General features: G+C 64.8%; 13 protein-coding genes and 1 pseudogene. 3 read left to right on the plus strand and 11 right to left on the minus strand.

Annotation, left to right across the window (positions count from 1 at the left end; all coding sequences use genetic code 11):
• Positions 1-27 precede the first annotated feature (27 nt).
• The 3 genes from AC24YW_RS03305 to AC24YW_RS03315 form a co-directional block, all read right to left on the minus strand.
• Positions 28-1491, minus strand: coding sequence for an HlyD family type I secretion periplasmic adaptor subunit (locus AC24YW_RS03305; protein ID WP_487481356.1), 1464 nt, complete (start codon positions 1489-1491; stop codon positions 28-30).
• Complete coding sequence (locus tag AC24YW_RS03310) at positions 1488-3677, minus strand: type I secretion system permease/ATPase (protein ID WP_487481357.1); 2190 nt, start codon at positions 3675-3677, stop codon at positions 1488-1490. The genes AC24YW_RS03305 and AC24YW_RS03310 overlap by 4 nt, the downstream gene beginning before the upstream one ends.
• A gap of 144 nt (positions 3678-3821) precedes the next feature.
• Positions 3822-4085 carry a hypothetical protein gene (locus AC24YW_RS03315; protein WP_487481358.1) on the minus strand — a complete coding sequence of 88 codons (264 nt, stop codon included), beginning with the start codon at positions 4083-4085 and terminating at the stop codon, positions 3822-3824.
• Between the two features lie 58 nt (positions 4086-4143).
• Here AC24YW_RS03315 and AC24YW_RS03320 point away from each other — a divergent pair.
• Positions 4144-4512: pseudogene (locus AC24YW_RS03320) on the plus strand (fumarylacetoacetate hydrolase family protein); the annotation flags it as partial.
• A gap of 8 nt (positions 4513-4520) precedes the next feature.
• Complete coding sequence (locus tag AC24YW_RS03325) at positions 4521-5099, plus strand: amino acid synthesis family protein (protein ID WP_487481359.1); 579 nt, start codon at positions 4521-4523, stop codon at positions 5097-5099.
• 176 nt (positions 5100-5275) lie between these two features.
• Here the strand turns inward: AC24YW_RS03325 and AC24YW_RS03330 are convergent, their stop codons facing one another.
• Genes AC24YW_RS03330 through AC24YW_RS03340 form a run of 3 tightly spaced genes read right to left on the minus strand, consistent with a single transcriptional unit; the run spans position 5276 to position 9237 of the window.
• On the minus strand, positions 5276-5707 hold the full coding sequence (locus AC24YW_RS03330) for a RidA family protein (RefSeq protein WP_487481360.1): 432 nt from the start codon (positions 5705-5707) through the stop codon (positions 5276-5278).
• Between the two features lie 17 nt (positions 5708-5724).
• Positions 5725-6903 (minus strand): acyl-CoA dehydrogenase family protein, encoded by a 1179-nt coding sequence (locus AC24YW_RS03335; RefSeq protein ID WP_487481361.1) that lies wholly within the window; start codon positions 6901-6903, stop codon positions 5725-5727.
• A gap of 15 nt (positions 6904-6918) precedes the next feature.
• Positions 6919-9237: a bifunctional salicylyl-CoA 5-hydroxylase/oxidoreductase gene (locus tag AC24YW_RS03340; protein ID WP_487481362.1), complete on the minus strand. Its 2319-nt coding sequence runs from the start codon at positions 9235-9237 to the stop codon at positions 6919-6921.
• Between the two features lie 281 nt (positions 9238-9518).
• Here AC24YW_RS03340 and AC24YW_RS03345 point away from each other — a divergent pair, with 281 nt between their 5' ends.
• Positions 9519-10025, plus strand: a complete 507-nt coding sequence (locus tag AC24YW_RS03345) for a MarR family winged helix-turn-helix transcriptional regulator (protein WP_487481363.1) — start codon at positions 9519-9521, stop codon at positions 10023-10025.
• A gap of 12 nt (positions 10026-10037) precedes the next feature.
• Here AC24YW_RS03345 and AC24YW_RS03350 read toward each other — a convergent pair whose 3' ends face one another.
• Genes AC24YW_RS03350 through AC24YW_RS03370 form a run of 5 tightly spaced genes read right to left on the minus strand, consistent with a single transcriptional unit; the run spans position 10038 to position 16161 of the window.
• Positions 10038-11702, minus strand: coding sequence for an ATP-dependent acyl-CoA ligase (locus tag AC24YW_RS03350; protein ID WP_487481364.1), 1665 nt, complete (start codon positions 11700-11702; stop codon positions 10038-10040).
• A gap of 9 nt (positions 11703-11711) precedes the next feature.
• Positions 11712-12869, minus strand: a complete 1158-nt coding sequence (locus tag AC24YW_RS03355) for an ABC transporter substrate-binding protein (RefSeq protein WP_487481365.1) — start codon at positions 12867-12869, stop codon at positions 11712-11714.
• A gap of 57 nt (positions 12870-12926) precedes the next feature.
• Positions 12927-13709, minus strand: a complete 783-nt coding sequence (locus AC24YW_RS03360) for a cyclase family protein (RefSeq protein ID WP_487481366.1) — start codon at positions 13707-13709, stop codon at positions 12927-12929.
• Between the two features lie 35 nt (positions 13710-13744).
• Entirely contained in the window at positions 13745-14986 is a 1242-nt protein-coding gene (locus tag AC24YW_RS03365) for an SDR family NAD(P)-dependent oxidoreductase (protein ID WP_487481367.1), read from the minus strand.
• The gene (locus tag AC24YW_RS03370) at positions 14983-16161 is read right to left on the minus strand and encodes a thiolase family protein (RefSeq protein WP_487481368.1); all 1179 of its coding nucleotides are present in this window, start codon (positions 16159-16161) and stop codon (positions 14983-14985) included. Before AC24YW_RS03370 ends, AC24YW_RS03365 begins: the two co-directional genes overlap by 4 nt.
• Between the last annotated feature and the right edge of the window lie 4 nt (positions 16162-16165).

A 16165-nucleotide genomic window follows, 5' to 3' on the forward strand; every position in this document is an offset into this window, starting at 1 on the left:
GCTCGAACGGCCAGCACCATCATCCCCTCACCGCTCCCGTCCCGCCTCATCCAGCGACTGCGTGATCGGCGACAGCAGATATTGGATGATGCGCCGCTCGCCGGTCTTGATCTCGGCCTGCACGGAGAGGCCGGGGCCGAGCGCCTGCTGGCGGTCGCGGATGCGGATGCTGGTCTGCAGCAGGCGGATGCGAGCGGCGTAGACGAGGCCGGGCTGGACCGGCCTTCCCTTGTCGTCGCGCTGCGGCTGGCCGCCCGATTGCGCCAGGTCGATCGCATCGCGGCTGATGCTCTCGACGATGCCCGGCACCAGGCCGTAATCGGTGAACGGAAACGCCTCCAGCTTGACGCGGACCGGCTGTCCCTCGCGGACGAAGCCGATGTCCTTGTTGAGGACCTGGGCTTCGACCTCGATCTCGGCGCCATCAGGGACGACGGTCATCAGCGGCTGGGCCGGCTGCACCACGCCGCCGATCGTCGCCACCACGAGCTGCTGCACCGTTCCGGCGACGGGCGCGCGCAAGGCCAGGAACTCGCGCCGGCGCGTGGTCTTGCGCAGATCTTCGGCCGCGAGCTGCGCCTTGTCGCGGGCCTGGACCATCTCGGTCACGGCGGTCTTGCCGAAGGTCTCGCGCAGCTTGCGGATCTCGGCCTCGAGCGCCGTCATCGCAGCGCGCGCCCGCGCGGCATTGGCGAGCTGCACGTCGACGTTCTGGACGTGCTCGATGCGCTGCTGCTCGTATTCCAGCAGCCGCAGCCGCGCGAAATTGCCCTGCTCGGTCAGTTGCCGGCGCGCCTCGAGCGATTGATCGACCAGTGGAAGGGTGAGGCGCAGCTTGTTGATCTCGACCTCGGCGGAGGTCAGCTCGGCCGCGCGCTGGGCGATCTGCTGCTGCAGGCTCGCAACCTGCGCCTCGTATTCGGCGATGCTGGCGCGGACATATTGCTCCTCCACCGCGACCATCGCTGCCGGCGTGTCGTCGGGCGCGACGAAGCCGGTCGGCCGTCCCTCGAGGTAGGCGAGCAGGGCCGCGTTGCGGGCCTGGATCAGCTTCGAAGCCTGCAGGTTCTGGCGCGCCTGCGCCTCGTCGGCGGTCGCCAGCGTCGGATCGAGCTCGACCAGAAGCTGCCCCTCCTCGACATGCTGGCCGTTGGCGACGTGGATGGCCCGCACCGAGCCGATCTCCATCGGCTGGATGGTCTTGACCTTGCTCGACGGGATGATCTTCCCGCTCGCCACCGCGACGACGTCGACCGTGCCGATGACGGACCAGACCAGCGCGGCCGTGAAGAAACCGCAGGTCATCAGCAGCAGCATGCGCAAGCCGGGGCTCGGCGGCTTCTCCATGATCTCGAGGGCGGCCGGCAGGAACTCGTGATCGGAAAGCGGCCGCCGGTTGCGGTCGGCCTCGTTCTGCATGCTCCAGCTCGCCCGCAGCACCGCCCAGTGCCTGGCGAGCGTCGGAAAGCGTTCAGCGACCCAGGCCGTCACGTGCTGCGCCCCATCTGCTTGGTGTAGAGCTGGGCATAGCGGCCGCCCGCGCGCAGCAGCGTCTCGTGATCGCCGCTTTCGGTGATCTCGCCGGCTTCGACCGTGACGATCCGGTCGCATTGCCGCACGGCGGACAGGCGGTGCGCGATGATGATGACGGTGCGGCCGCGGGCAATGCCGGCGAGATTGTGCTGGATGATCTCCTCGCTCTCGGCGTCGAGCGCGCTGGTCGCCTCGTCGAGGATCAAGATACGGGGATTGCCGATCAGCGCCCGCGCGATCGCAATGCGCTGACGCTGTCCGCCCGAGAGGTTGCCGCCCCGCTCGTCGATCACCGTGTCATAGCCGTGCGAAAGGCCGAGGATGAAGTCGTGGGCGCCGGCGAGCTGGGCGGCGGCGATGACCCGTTCCATCGGCATCGTGGTGTCGGCCAGCGCGATGTTTTCGCGCACCGAGCGGTTGAACAGGATGTTCTCCTGCAGCACGACGCCGATCTGCCGCCGCAGCCACGCCGGGTCGACCAGCGCGAGATCGACGCCGTCGACCATCACCCTGCCCTGCTCCGGCACGTAAAGACGTTGCACGAGCTTGGTCAGCGTCGACTTGCCGGAACCGGAGGGACCGACGATGCCGATCATCTCGCCCGGCTGGATCGCGAGCGAGATGCCGCGCAGCGCCTCCGGCGCATCGGGACGATAGCGGAAACGGACCCGATCGAAATTCACCGCGCCCTTGATTGGAGGCAGGCTCGCCCGGTTCGGATTGTGATCGGGCTCGGCCGGCGCGTTCAAGACGTCGCCGAGCCGGTCGACCGAGATGCGCACCTGCTGAAAGTCCTGCCAGAGCTGGGACAGGCGCAGGATCGGCTGCGCGACGCGCCCGGAGAGCATGTTGAAGGCGACCAGCGATCCGACCGAGAGATCGCCGGCGATGACCGCCTTGGCGCCGAAGAACAGGATCGCAACCGTGGTCAGCTTCGACACCAGCTGGATGAGATGACTGCCCCAGTTCGCAAGCGTTGCAACTTGAAATCCGGTGCTGGTGTAGCCCGCGAACTGTTTCTCCCATTTCGCCCGCATCTGCGGCTCGACCGCCATCGCCTTCAACGTGCCGATGCCCGTGACGCTTTCGACGAGGAAGGACTGGTTCTCCGCGCCGCGCTTGAACTTTTCGTCGAGACGGGCGCGCAGCGGCGGCGTCACGATCACCGAGATCGCCACATAGAGCGGGATCGACAGCGTGACGATCAGGGTCAACAGCGGACTATAGGCGTACATGACGCCGAAGAAGACGATGGTGAAGAAAAGGTCGATCACCACGGTGACGGCATTCGAGGTCAGGAACTCCCTGATGCGGTCGAGCTCCCGCACACGGGCGACACTCTCGCCGACACGGCGCGCCTCGAAATACGACAGCGGCAGGTTGAGCAGGTGCCGGAACAGCTGCGCCGAAAGCTCGCTGTCGACGCGATTGGTGGTGTGGGCGAACAGCCAATTACGCAGCGCCGACAATCCGGTCTCGAAGATCAGCACCGCCGAGAGCCCTACCGCCAGCACGTCGAGCGTCGTCAACGACTGATGAACGAGCACCTTGTCGATGACGAGCTGGAAGAAGATGGGTGAAATCAACCCCATCAGCTGCAGGAAAAACGACCCGATCAGCACATCGCGCAGCGGCCCGCGGTATTTCACGAGCGCGGGAATGAACCAGCTGATGTCGAAGGGGCGCGTCGCTCCCGCCATCAGCTCTCGCGTCGTCATGAGCAGTAGTCGCCCGGCATACTGGCCGACGAAATCGTCCGCCGACCACACTTCGGGACGTCCACCATTGCCACGCTGGATCAAGAAGCGCGATCCGGTCGGTTGTTGGTCGACCTTGAGCAGCACGACGGCCTCGCCGTCCTCCAATTCGGCGAGCGCAGGCAACGGAACCTTGTGAAGCTCCCCGGGTGCCGCAGGCTTCACCTTGGCGACGATCTTCAGCCGCCTAGCGATCCGGGCGAGGTCTTCAAGCTGATATCGCTCGCCCGGCGAGCCATAGTCATGAGCGATCTGGCCAGCGTCGGCCGGGACACCAAGGAATTTAGCTAGCAGAATGAAGGAAAGCAGCGACGCGGGAACATCAGGATCCTTGCCGCCCGCAATGTCTGCGGTCTCGTTAAGCGCTTTCGCAACCGCGATGGTCATGACCCAGACTTCACCCCCAGCCAGAACAGTCGGGATCCCAACCGGGAACCATGATGCGCGACTTGCTCGGTCCCTCGGTCATGCATCGAAACGCGCAGCGGGTCGAGACAACAACTTAACGACGGACAAAACAACTGCTTATATCTAACGTTGTTCAATGGGCAAGCCAAGCCCCGTTGGTGGCTCCTCGGTGAACAGGCTGCTCGAGAATTGCAGCACGTCGGCCGACGCGCCGGCGGTGACGAAGTCGGTGACGTTGTCCTTGCCGAAGCCGGCAGCGAACACGAACACATCGGAGCCCGACCCGCCCGACAGAGCGTCGTTGCCGGCGCCGCCCGTGATGATGTCGGCACCCGAGCCACCCTTGATGATGTCGTTGCCGGCACCACCATTCAACGTAGTCGTCATCCGAGCCGCCGTCGATGTTGTCGTCGCCATCGTCGCCGGAGACGACGTCGACGCCCGAACCGCCCTTCAGCACGTCATTGCCGAGGCCACCCTCGGCAAGAACTTCGTCGGCACCGGTCCGTTCGGACCGTGGCTCGTTACGCCGGACGAGATCGGCGATCCCGCCAAGCTAAAGCTCGAAACACGCGTCAATGGCGCGGTGGTGCAGTCCTCCGACACCTCGATGCTGATCTTCTCGATCCCCCGGCTGATCGAATATTGCTCGACCATCTTCGACCTCGTTCCCGGCGACGTCATCGCCACCGGCACGCCGGCCGGCGTCGGCTTCACCCGCAAGCCGCCGATCTTCCTCAAGCCCGGCGACGTGGTCGAGGTGGAGATCGAAAACATCGGCGTGCTCAGCAATCCGGTCGTCGACGAAGCATAGAGCCGCGCATGTCCTATGATATTCGCAAGACCGCACTCGGTGTCGAGGAGATCTGGCACGAGCGCGGGCCTCGCCTGGAGAAGCCGCTATTGGTCGGAACGGCCATTGCGGTCATCCGCAATCCGTTCGCCGGTCGCTACGAACCTAATCTGATGCCGTTTCAGGCGTTCTTGCGTGAGCTCGGGCACGAGCTCGCGACGCGGCTGATCGCGCAGCTCGGAGGCACCTCGCACATCGAAGCCTATGGCAAGGGCATCATCGTGGGCGAAGACGGCGAGCTCGAGCATGGCGCGGTCTGGCACGAGGCTGGCGGCCAGGGTATGCGCGAGGTGCTCGGCCAGCCCAAGGCGATCGTGCCGGCGGCAAAGACCATCGGCGGGCCCGGCACGCGTCTCATGGTTCCGCTTGGACACATCCATGCGTGCTATGTGCGCAGCCATTTCGGCACGGCGGAGATGACGCTATGGGATGCGCCCAGACGTGACGAGATCGCTTTCGGCCTGGTGATGGCGACCGGTGGCAGGCCTCACGCGCGGATCGGCGGGCTCGCCGCATCCGATATCTCGGTGCACGATGGGCAGCGCTGAGGATTGACGGCGGCGGGCTCGATGACGGGCTCCGCGAACCAATCAGCGCGGGGAACGCCGGCGCCTGACTAGACCGGCAGCGGTTCGCAGTAGCGCGCCGCGTCGTCGCACTCGAACGCGTAGACGCCGAGGATCATCGTCGCGGTCTCGCCACAGGCCTGTAGCCGACCCCATCGTCAGCGCGGGACGACGGCCGTCGCTTCGATCTCGACACGCGAGGATGGCTCGACGAGACGCACGATCTGCACCAACGCCATGCTGGGGTAATGGGTGCCGATGACCTCGCGATAGACTTTGCCGAGCGCCTTCAGGTTCGACACATATTCGTCCATGTCCACGACGTACCAGGTCAGGCGCACGAGATGGTCCGGCCGCGCGCCGCCCTCTGCCAGAATCGCGACGATGTTTTCGAGCGTCTGACGGACCTGCGCGACGAGCCCGTCGGCAAATCGGCCGGCAACATCCCAACCAACCACACCACCCGTCACGATCAGTCGTCCTTCGGCCATGACGCCGTTCGCATACCCCTTCGGCTGCGGCCAGCCACTGGGCTGAAGCAGTTGCAGACCACGCGTCGCGGGGACTTCCGCCTCTCCGATCGCACTCATCGTAGTTCTCAATCCTTTCAGCGCGGCTTCAACAGCTCGCGGGCGACAATCAATTTCTGGACCTCGGTCGCTCCCTCGTAGATGCGCAGCGCGCGGATTTCGCGATAGAGACTTTCGACGACCTCTCCCTTGCGCACGCCGCTGCCCCCGAACATCTGGACGGCGCGATCGATGACGCGCTGCGCGGTCTCGGTGGCGGTCAGCTTCGCCATGGCAGCTTCGCGCGTCGTCGGAAGCTTCTGGACATCGCGGCGCCAGGCCGCGCGGTAGGTCAGCAGCGCCGCCGCGTCGGTGTCGGTCGCCATGTCGCCGAGCGCAGCCTGGGTCAGTTGAAGATCCCCCAGCGTTGCGCCGAACATCTTTCGGCTGCGCGCATGCGACAATGCCTCGTCGAGCGCGCGACGGGCAAAGCCGAGGGCTGCGGCCGCGACCGATGCGCGGAAAATATCCAGCGTCTGCATCGCGAGCTTGAACCCGCCCCCGGGGGCGCCGAGGCGCCGGCTCGCGGGAACCCGGCAATTGGTGAAGCGCAACGTCGCCAGCGGGTGCGGCGCGATCACGTCGATGCGCTCGGCAATGCTAAAACCGGGATCATCCGGAAAGACGACGAAGGCCGAAATGCCGCGAGCACCCGGCGCCTCGCCCGTTCGCGCAAACAGCGTATAGACGTCGGCAATGCCGCCGTTCGAGATCCAGGTCTTCTCGCCGTCGATGACGTAATTGTCGCCCTCGGTCCGCGCCGTGCAGGACATCGCCGCGACGTCCGATCCCGCCTCCTTCTCGGACAGCGCGAAGGCCGCGAGCCATTCGCCGGAACGCACCTTCGGCAGCACGGCCTTGCGCAGCTCCGCCGAGCCACCCAGTGCAATCGCTCCGGAGCCAAGCCCCTGCATGGCGAAAGCGAAATCGGCGAGGCCGTCGGCATAGGCCAGCGACTCGCGCGACAGGCAGATCGAGCGGGAATCGATCGACGTCGCATCGCTGTCGGGCGCCGCAACCGCGCAATCGAGCAATCCCGCCTCGCCCATCGCGCGCACAAGCTTGCGACAGGCACCATCCACGTCATTGTGATCGATCTTGTCGAGGGCTCCCGACTGCACGAAGCGGTCAAGCGCCTCGCCGGTCGCATGATGGCGGGGCTCGAAGAACGGCCAGTCCAGCCATTCGCGCCGGATCATCTTTACCACGGAGTTCATCCGATCCCTCCTCCGTCACTGCGCGGCCGCAGCGGCGGCGCGCGCCAGATTGGCTTCGTATTGTCCCTTGGCGGACAGATATTGCTTCGGCCAGTTGACCGCTGTGATGCCGATGCGCGCGGCTTCGTGCAGCGTCCAGGCCGGGTCGGCGAGATGCGGCCGCGCAATCGCGCAGAGATCCGCGCGGCCGGCCGCGAGAATCGAATTGGCGTGGTCGGCCTCGGAGATCGCGCCGACTGCAATCGTCTCGATACCGACTTCGTTGCGGATCAGATCGGCGAATGGCGTCTGGAACAGGCGGCCGTAGATCGGCCGTTCCTCCTTCCAGACCTGTCCCGAGGAGCAATCGATCACGTCGGCTCCCGCCTCCTTGAACATCGCAGCGAAGATCGCAGCGTCGGCCGGCGTGTTGCCGCCTTCGGTCCAGTCATGACAGGACAGCCGCACCGACATCGGCCGATCGGATGGCCATGCCGCGCGCGTCGCCCGGAATACCTCCAGCGGAAAGCGCGCACGAGCTTCGTGGTTGCCGCCATATTCGTCAGTCCGCCGGTTGGTCAACGGCGAGAGGAAGCTCGAGAGCAAATAGCCATGGGCGCAATGCAACTCAAGCCAATCGACACCGGCATCGGCAGCACGGCGCGTCGCGGCGACGAAATCGTCGCGGACGCGGTCCATGTCGCTGCGGTTCATTTCCCGCGGCAACTGGCTGTGCGGCAGATAGGGCAGCGCGGAAGCCGAGATCAGCGGCCAATTGCCCGAAGCCAGCGGCTGGTCGATCCCCTCCCAAGCGAGCCGGGTCGATCCCTTCCGCCCGGCATGGCCGAGCTGGATGCCGACCTTGGCGTGTCCGAGGCTATGGATCAGATCGGCCAGCCGGCGCCATTGTGCCGCTTGCTCATCGTTCCAGAGCCCGAGACAGCCCGGCGTGATCCTGGCATCCGGTGAGACGCAGGTCATCTCGGCAAAGATCAACGCGGCGCCACCCATGGCGCGCGCTCCGAGGTGGGCGATGTGGAAGTCGTTGATGAGCCCGTCCTTCGCCGAATACATCGCCATCGGCGAGACCATGATGCGGTTCGCCAGCGTGAGGCCGCGCACGCGGTGCGGCGTCAGCATCGGCGGCGGTACCCGTTCGCCGTCCTCGACAGCGATGCCCGAGCGCGCGGCAAACCATCGCTCGAATCCCTCCAACCAGGTACGGTCGCGCAGGCGCAGGTTTTCATGGCTGATGCGCTGCGAACGCGTCAGCATCGAATAGAAGAACTGCGGCGGCTCGAGCGTATCAGCATAGCGCCGGCCGACCACTTCGAACCATTCCATCGCATTACGCGCGGCGTTCTGGATGCGGGCCACGTCGACGCGGCGCACTTCCTCGTAGGCCTCCAGCACGGTCGGGATGCCGTCGCGACCGTGACCATGGCGATCGAACTGGTTGGCGAGCTCGATGGCGTCGTCGAGCGCGAGCTTGGTGCCCGACCCGATGGCGAAATGCGCGGTGTGCGCGGCGTCCCCCATCAGCACGACATGGGAGCGGCCGTTGAACACGCTCCATTTGCCGCAGATCAGGCGGCTGAAATTGAGCCAGGCCGAGCCGCGCAGATGGCGGGCGTTGGTCAAGAGCTTCGCACCGTCGAGCGTCCCGGCAAAGATCCTTTCGCAGAAATCGATCGACCCCTGCTGATCGAGCTCACCCAGCCCGTGGGCATTATAGGTTTCTTCCGTGGTCTCGACGATGAAGGTCGAGGTCTCCGCATCGAACTTGTAGATATGTGCCTGGAACCAGCCGTGCTCGGTCCTCTGGAAATCGAACGTGAAGGCGTCGAACGCCTTCTTGGTGCCGAGCCAGATGTAGCGGTTCGGCCGGATCACCATGTCCGGCTGGAACTGTTCGGCATAGCGGGCGCGAATCCTGGAATTGACACCGTCGCAGGCGACGATCAGGTCGGCGTCGGGGAATTCGAGATCGGACTCCACCTCACGCTCGAAGGCGAGCTCGACACCCAGAGCCTCGCAGCGCCTCTGGAGAATGTTGAGCAGATGCTTGCGACCAATGCCGATGAAGCCGTGGCCGGTCGTGCGCTGGCGCGTCCCCTTGAAGACCAGTTCGATGTCGTCCCAGTGATTGAAGGCGTCCTCGATCTCGGCTGCGCTCTCGGGGTCGGCAAGGCGCATCGCAGACATCATGGCGTCGGAGAACACCACCCCCCAGCCAAACGTATCGTAGGGCTTGTTGCGCTCGACGACCGTGATGACATGTTCCGGATGTCGACGCTTCATCAGGAGGCCGAGATAGAGGCCGGCCGGCCCGCCGCCGATACAGACTATGCGCATGATCCCTCGCTTTCGCGCGTTGCGCCGAGCTATCACCCAATTATTTTAAGTCTAAAATATTTCCTCGATGCGTGCCTTGTCAAGGCCGCTTTGCAAAGACGCCGGAGCACACGCCCCTCATCGCAGGGCCGATCTGAAATTTAGTATAAATCGGATGCACGGCGGCGCCGATTCCGGATCCCTCCGACTCAGCCTTGAATTTACTTTTGGCACGAACTATCTTGCCAATGTCCACGAGAGCTGCGCCAGCTTTCATGAGCCACGAAGCCCGGGAGATTCGATTGGCACTCGCGAAGGAGTCCACGCCTGTTTCGGGCAGGAACGAGACGGATCAGGAGGCCGAGTACAGGGCTCAGACACGCCTTTGGCTCCGACTGCTCGCCTGCACGACCCTGATCGAAGGCGAGTTGCGGCGCCGGTTTCGTGAAGAGTTCGACTTCACGATGCCCCGCTTCGACGTTCTCGCCCAGCTCGACCGCGAACCAAGCGGACTTGTGCTGGGAGAGCTGCCCAAGCGCCTGATGGTCTCGGCCGGCAACCTCACGCCAATCGTCGACCGCCTGGTCGCAGATGGATACATCACCCGCACGGCGTCGAACCTCGACCGGCGCGTGCAGATCGTCTGTATGACGGTCGAAGGCCGCAAGATCTTCAGGCGAATGGCCAAGAGCCACGGCGCATGGCTTGCCGAGCTGCTGGCGGATTTCCCGGCGGATCGGTTCGATGGATTGATCGGCGAGCTCGACGAACTCAAGGCCGCCGTCAGGGACGCCTTGCAAAAGTCTTAGGCAGATACGATGTCAGCGTCGTATCTTCACTCCGGCCGCTTCGCGATCCCAAGTATCCGTGGTGACGCCGGCATCGCGCAGCACGCTCTTCTTGATCTTGCCGTTCTCCGTCAGCGGCATCTGACTGAGGATTCGCACATAGCGCGGAATGGCGAAATAGGCGATCCGCCCTTCGCAATGCCTGACGATGTCGACGGGCTGTAGCGAGTGGCCCGGCTCCAGCAGAATTGCAGCAGCAATCTCGTCCTCACCCAACTCCGACGGCAACGGGTAGATCGCGCAGGCAGCGACCGCGGGATGCGCCTGGATCGCCTGCTCGACCTCCCACGACGACACGTTCTCGCCACGCCTGCGGATGGAATCCTTCATGCGATCGATGAAGCGATAATGCCCGTCGGGATCGCGAACGACCCGATCGCCTGAGTGGAACCACAGATTTCGCCAGGCCTCCACGGTCTTCTCCGGCATGCCGAAATAGCCGGACGCGAACGCAAAGGGTTCTTTCGCGCGAAGCACGAGCTCGCCGGCCTCTCCATCGGGCAGCGCGGAATCATTCTCGTCGACGATCCGCGCCTCAATGCCATCGGCCAGGTACCCCATCGTCCCCGCCCGATCCGACGGAATCGTGCCGGCGAACACAAAATTCGTCTCGGTCGACCCGTAGCCGTCGACCAGCGGTACGCCGAAGCGCTCGCGGAACGGGCGGTGGATTTGCGGCGGCACGCCGCCGCCAAGCGCGACACGAAGGCGATGCATGGACTCGTCTGCGCTCTTCGGCTGCGCCAGGAGCATCGAGGCCATCGCACCGAGCAGATAGCCGACCGTCGCATTGTGCTGTCGTGCCGCAGCCCAAAATCCGGAAGCGGAGAATTTCGACTCGAGCACGTACGTGCATCCGTTCAGCAGCGCCTGATAGAACGCATTCAGCGCGTTGGTGTGGAACAGCGGCAGCGTCGTGAACAGCACATCGCCCTCGCGGATTCCGAGCGCCCGCGCCGAATAGATGCCCCACCAGAACAGCTGCGCCTGCGGACAGCACACACCCTTCGCAGGCCCCGTGGTGCCCGACGTATAGAGGATCGCAACGGTGTCACCGGGACGCACGACGCCGGCCGGGGCGGCGGCTCCAAGAGGCGACAGCGAGACCGCGGAAAGCCTGGCACCGATGGCGTTGGCGCCGGCTCCGATGATCCAGGTCCGGGGCGGCAGCTCGACATCCGTCTCGATACTCTCGACTGCACTGGCGAACTGAGCCTCGACGACGAGAAGCGCAGGTTGCGAGTTGCGGAAAATATGGGACAGCTGGAAGCCGCGTAGCGCGGTGTTGATCGGGACGGCAATCGCCCCCAGCCACGCACAGCCGAGATAGACCTGCAAGAACTCCGGACGGTTCGAGCACATCAGCGCGACCCGGTCGCCCGGCTTGACCCCGGCATCGACCAGCGTCTGGGCCGACGCGGCCGCAATCGCCGCGGCCTGCGCAAAGCTCCAGCGCGTCTCCCCGGCCACGAGCAGAAGGCGGTCGCCGTAACGCTCCGCCTGTCGCGTGAGCATCGTCGAGAGGATCCGCTCGGACGCCGGAAACGACGCCATTGCGCGCGCCCAGGCAGGCGTCACGTTGTCATTGCCGACCACGTCGGTGAAGTTCGCCGGCGCATCGTGCTCCACTGCGATCATGCTCGCACCTCAAGGCAACAGCTTGTACTTGCCGTCCTCGATCTGGATCATGATGCGCGAGCGATCGTCGACGCCATGCCGGTCGGCCGGCGTATAGGTGTAGACGCCCTGCGTCCCCACGACCTCCTTGGTGGTGAACAGCGCCTGGCGAATCGCGGTACGGAACTCAGGTGAGCCCGGCTTGGCACCGGTCGCCATCGCGCGCTTGGCGGCGTCGGCGAAGATCAGCCAGCCATCGAACGAATAGGACGAAAATGAATCCGTCGGCGCCTCGCCGTTGGCCTTTTCGAAGGCCGAGCGGAAATCCAGAGCGACCTTCTGGATCGGATTGCTGGCCGGAAGCTGCTCCGCCGCGGTCACAGGTCCGGTCGGGCAGATGATGCCGTTGGCGGCCTTGCCGGCCAGACGAAGGAAATCGGCGCTGATCAGCCCGTGATTACCATAGAGCGGTCCCTTATATCCACGCTCGGACAGAGCGATGACCGGCAGCGCGCCTGGCGTGCCGGTGCCGCCGAGCATGATGGCGTCGGGACGCGCGGCGAGCGCTCGCAGCACCTGAGCCGTCACCGAGGAGTCCGACCGGGCGTAGCGTTCGTTGGCGATGACCTTGATGCCGGCGGCCTTCGCACTCTGCTCGAGCGAATTGTACATGAGATCGCCGAACGCATCGGAGAAACCGATGAAGGCGACGGTCGTCAGGCCCTTGGCCTTCATGTGGTCGACGATTCCTTGCACCAGAAGCGGTGTGGGCTGCGGCGTCTGCAAGACCCAGGGACCGCCGTCGCCTGATGGCACCGGTGCGATCGGCGACACCGCGATCATCGGAATCTTCATCTCGATGGCCGCGGTCGCCATCGCGAGCGTCTGGGGAGCGCCGGACGTGCCGATCAGGATATCGACCTTCTCCTGCTCGACCAGCTTGCGCGCATTGCGTGCCGACGCGGTCGGATCAGAGCCGTCATCGAGCTGGATGAGCCGCAGCTTCTCGCCGCCGACTTCCCCGATATAGGCCTGACCTGCCGCGATCCCCTTCGCGTTGGGAATACCGATCGACGACACCGGCCCACTGAGGCCGGTCACGAATCCGACGAGGATCTCGGCCTGCGCGAATTGCGGAACGGCAAACAACAATGCAGTGGAAGCCACCAGGTTCTTGATCAAGTTCATGGCACCTGTCTTTCGGGAGAATTTCTTGTTCTGATTGGCGAGCGCCATGGATTGGGCTCAGGTCGACGACACCAAAGCGATGACTCGAAGCGGGCTGCCGGAGCCGTTCTGGATCTTCAGTGGCGAGGCTACGATGACGGCGCCGGTGGCCGGAAGCTGATCCAGGTTACACAGGCATTGCAGGCCGTAGCGGCCCGCGCCGTGCAGGAAGTGATGCGCCGGATAAGGCGGCTCGAAGTGTCCGGCCTGCCCCGCATCCGTGCCGATGGTTTCGGTACCGAAACCGATGACACCGCGCTCCTCCACCAGCCACTTCATCACCGCCGGGTTCGGGCCCGGCGTATGCGCGCCGTCGTCCCTGAGATTGGCGTAGTCGCGCCAGCTCTTCTTCGACCAGTCGGTCCTGAGCAACACCCAATTCCGCTCGGGGATACGGCCGTGCCTGGCTTCCCAGGCTTCGACAATCGGGACGGTCAGCAGGAAATCGGGATCCTGCGCCGCCTCCACCGAGCAGTCGATGACACAGGCCGGTGCGATCATATCCTTGGCCGGCATCGTGTCGACCGCATTGTTCGGCAGGTTCTTGCCGGTGAACCAGTGAATCGGCGCGTCGAAATGCGTGCCGGTGTGTTCGCCGAACGTAACGTTATTCCAGTACCAGGCCGGGCCGCGACCATCGTATCGCGATATCTCCTGGATGCGGACAGGCGCGGCCTGACCTAACTCCGGCGGGAGGACGATGACCGGAAAGTCCGGGCTGAGTGTAAAAGTCAGATCGACGACGCGCACCGCGCCGGAAGAGATCGCACTCGCCAGCTCCAGGAGACTCTTGCTTTGCATCGTCACGTCCTCCAGCTCGGTTGAAATCCCGCTTCTTATCTGTCGAGCTCGCGCTCGAGCGCTTTCGGATTGGCCGCGAGACGTTGCCGGATCTCCTCGGCAACATCTCCGACATACATCTCTTCGAGCCCGTTCTTGAGCCCCGACACGATCGCCTGCGCGATCGCACGCGGCGCCACCTTCGGCGGCGGCACGGTCTGGAACCATTCGGTGTCGACAGGGCCGGTGAATAGGTTCATCACCCGGACGCCGCCGGGCCGCAGCTCCGCGCGCAAGCAATGCGACAGCGACAGGCACGCCGCTTGCGAGGCCGAGTAGGCGCCGAACGCGGGCCAGTTTGCCAGCGCATAGACCGAGAGAATATTGACCCATGCGGCGCTGCTGTTGATGCCGTCGGCACCGCGCATCCGCATGGCGGGGCCGAAGGCTTGAGCGAGATTGATGAAGCCGAGATAGGCCTGATCGATCTCGTCCCGTGCGATGCTCGTGCCCCTGCGATCGAGCAGGCCGCCCGGCCGGACATATTCCGTCGTATTGACGAGAATATCGACCTTGCCGCCGATATCGGCCGCAAGATCGCTAGCCGATTTTTCGTCAGCGGCATCGAGAGTCACGATCTCGATCCCGTCCTGACCGCGCAGCCGCTCTTCGCCGGCGAACGGCCGCCATGGTTCGGCAACGCCGACGAACACCGTCTTGGCGCCCGCCGCCTTCAAAGCGGCGACGGCTTCCTGACCGATGACGCTGCGGCCGTTGGTGACGAGCGCGCGACGGAATTTCGGATCGGCCGACATTTCCCGCCACTGCTTGTCGTCTGCCATGTTGGGAGTCTCCCCTTCGGGACGGGCAAAGGCCACCGCCTGACCGCTCTTGTCGAGTTGCAACGACATGCTGACGGCCGCGCCCTCCGCGCAGTCGGCATGAAGATGTGCGACGATCGTCGGACCGCAATCCATCTTGACGAGGCCGATCCGCCACGGCGCCCGTTCGCGGAAATAGACGTCGCTCGGCACCCGCGCCGTTGTCTCGGCAAGCAGCACACCTCGCCGCGGCGCATCGACAAAAGCGAGGCCGGCCGAAAGACAGGACGGGCAGGCTTCGCGCGCCGGATAGGCAAAGGCGCCGCAAGCCTCGCAGCGCTGCAGCATGAAGCGGCCTTCGGCGGCCGCGCGCGTGAACCCGTGCGACATCCTGCTGCGCGGTCGCGGTGGCGAGGCCGGTAGCCGCGTCCGCAGCAGCGGGTTCTTGCGCCGGGGCGGCTTGATCGGCTCTATCATTGCGAAGGTCCAGCAAGGATCGCGGCACCCGAGGCGAGACCACGATCATAGTTGATCATACCGAACCCCGAGGCCAGAGCGAGGCTCGCATTTCTGACCTGCGTGGGACCGGCACTGCCCAGAACCTGCCGCAGCCCTTCAACGAGACCGAGATAGGCTCCGGCGGCACCGGCCTGCCCGACCGAGAGCTGTCCGCCCGAGGTATTGTGCGGAAAGTCGCCGTCGATGGTGAGATCGTGTTGGCGCACGAACTCAGCGCCCTCGCCCTTCTTGCAGAAGCCGAGATCCTCGAACTGCATCATCGTGATGACGGGATAGTCGTCATAGGTCTGCACGACATCGAGATCGTCAGGCTTGACACCGGCCATCGTATAGAGCTCGCCGACATCCATCGCCCAGCCGCCGCGAACCTGCATCGGATCGTCAGCGAAGGCATTGTGCCGCTCGATCGTCGAAAGGAGCCGCGCGGCGGGCAGCTTCAGGGATGAAGCCGTCTCATCGCGCATCACGAGGAAAGCTTCCGCGCCCGCACAGGGCATCACGCAATCAAAGAGGTGGATCGGATCAGAAATCGGCCGGGCCGCCAGGTATTGCTCGAGCGTGAGCGGCGCCTTCATCAGCGCATGGGGGTTGCGCAGGGCATTGGCGCGCTGGGCGACAGCGATCTTGCCAACATCCTCGCGCGCGACGCCGAACGTTCGCATATAGTTGCGCGCAATCAGCGCAAAGCTGGCATTAGCGCCACCCGCGCCGTAGGGATAGACGGCGTCCTGATTGAACCGCGAGAAATTCTCCAGCGTCAGCCTGAACGAATCGACGTGATTGGTATCGCCAGCGACGCACGCCACGATGTCGGCATCGCGCGCCTGAACCGCGCGCGCCGCCTTGCGCAGGGCCGCGATGGCGCTGGCGCCGCCGAGCGGGATCGTGTCCAACCACCGGACGCAGAGCCCGAAATGCTGCGTCAATCCGACGCCACTGTCCGTGCCCATGGTGAAACTGGAGACGCAAAGGCCGTCGATGTCGGAGGCCTTGATGCCGGCCTGCGCGACGAGCGCGCTCAGCGCCCGCCCAATCCACCACTGCGCGCTCTCGATGGAGTAGCGCACATAGGGAATCGTGACGGGAGCCGCGATCACCACGCCGTCATATGGTGCGCGCAAGGTATTGGTCACCGAC

This window comes from Bradyrhizobium sp. USDA3516 (genome assembly GCF_057651995.1).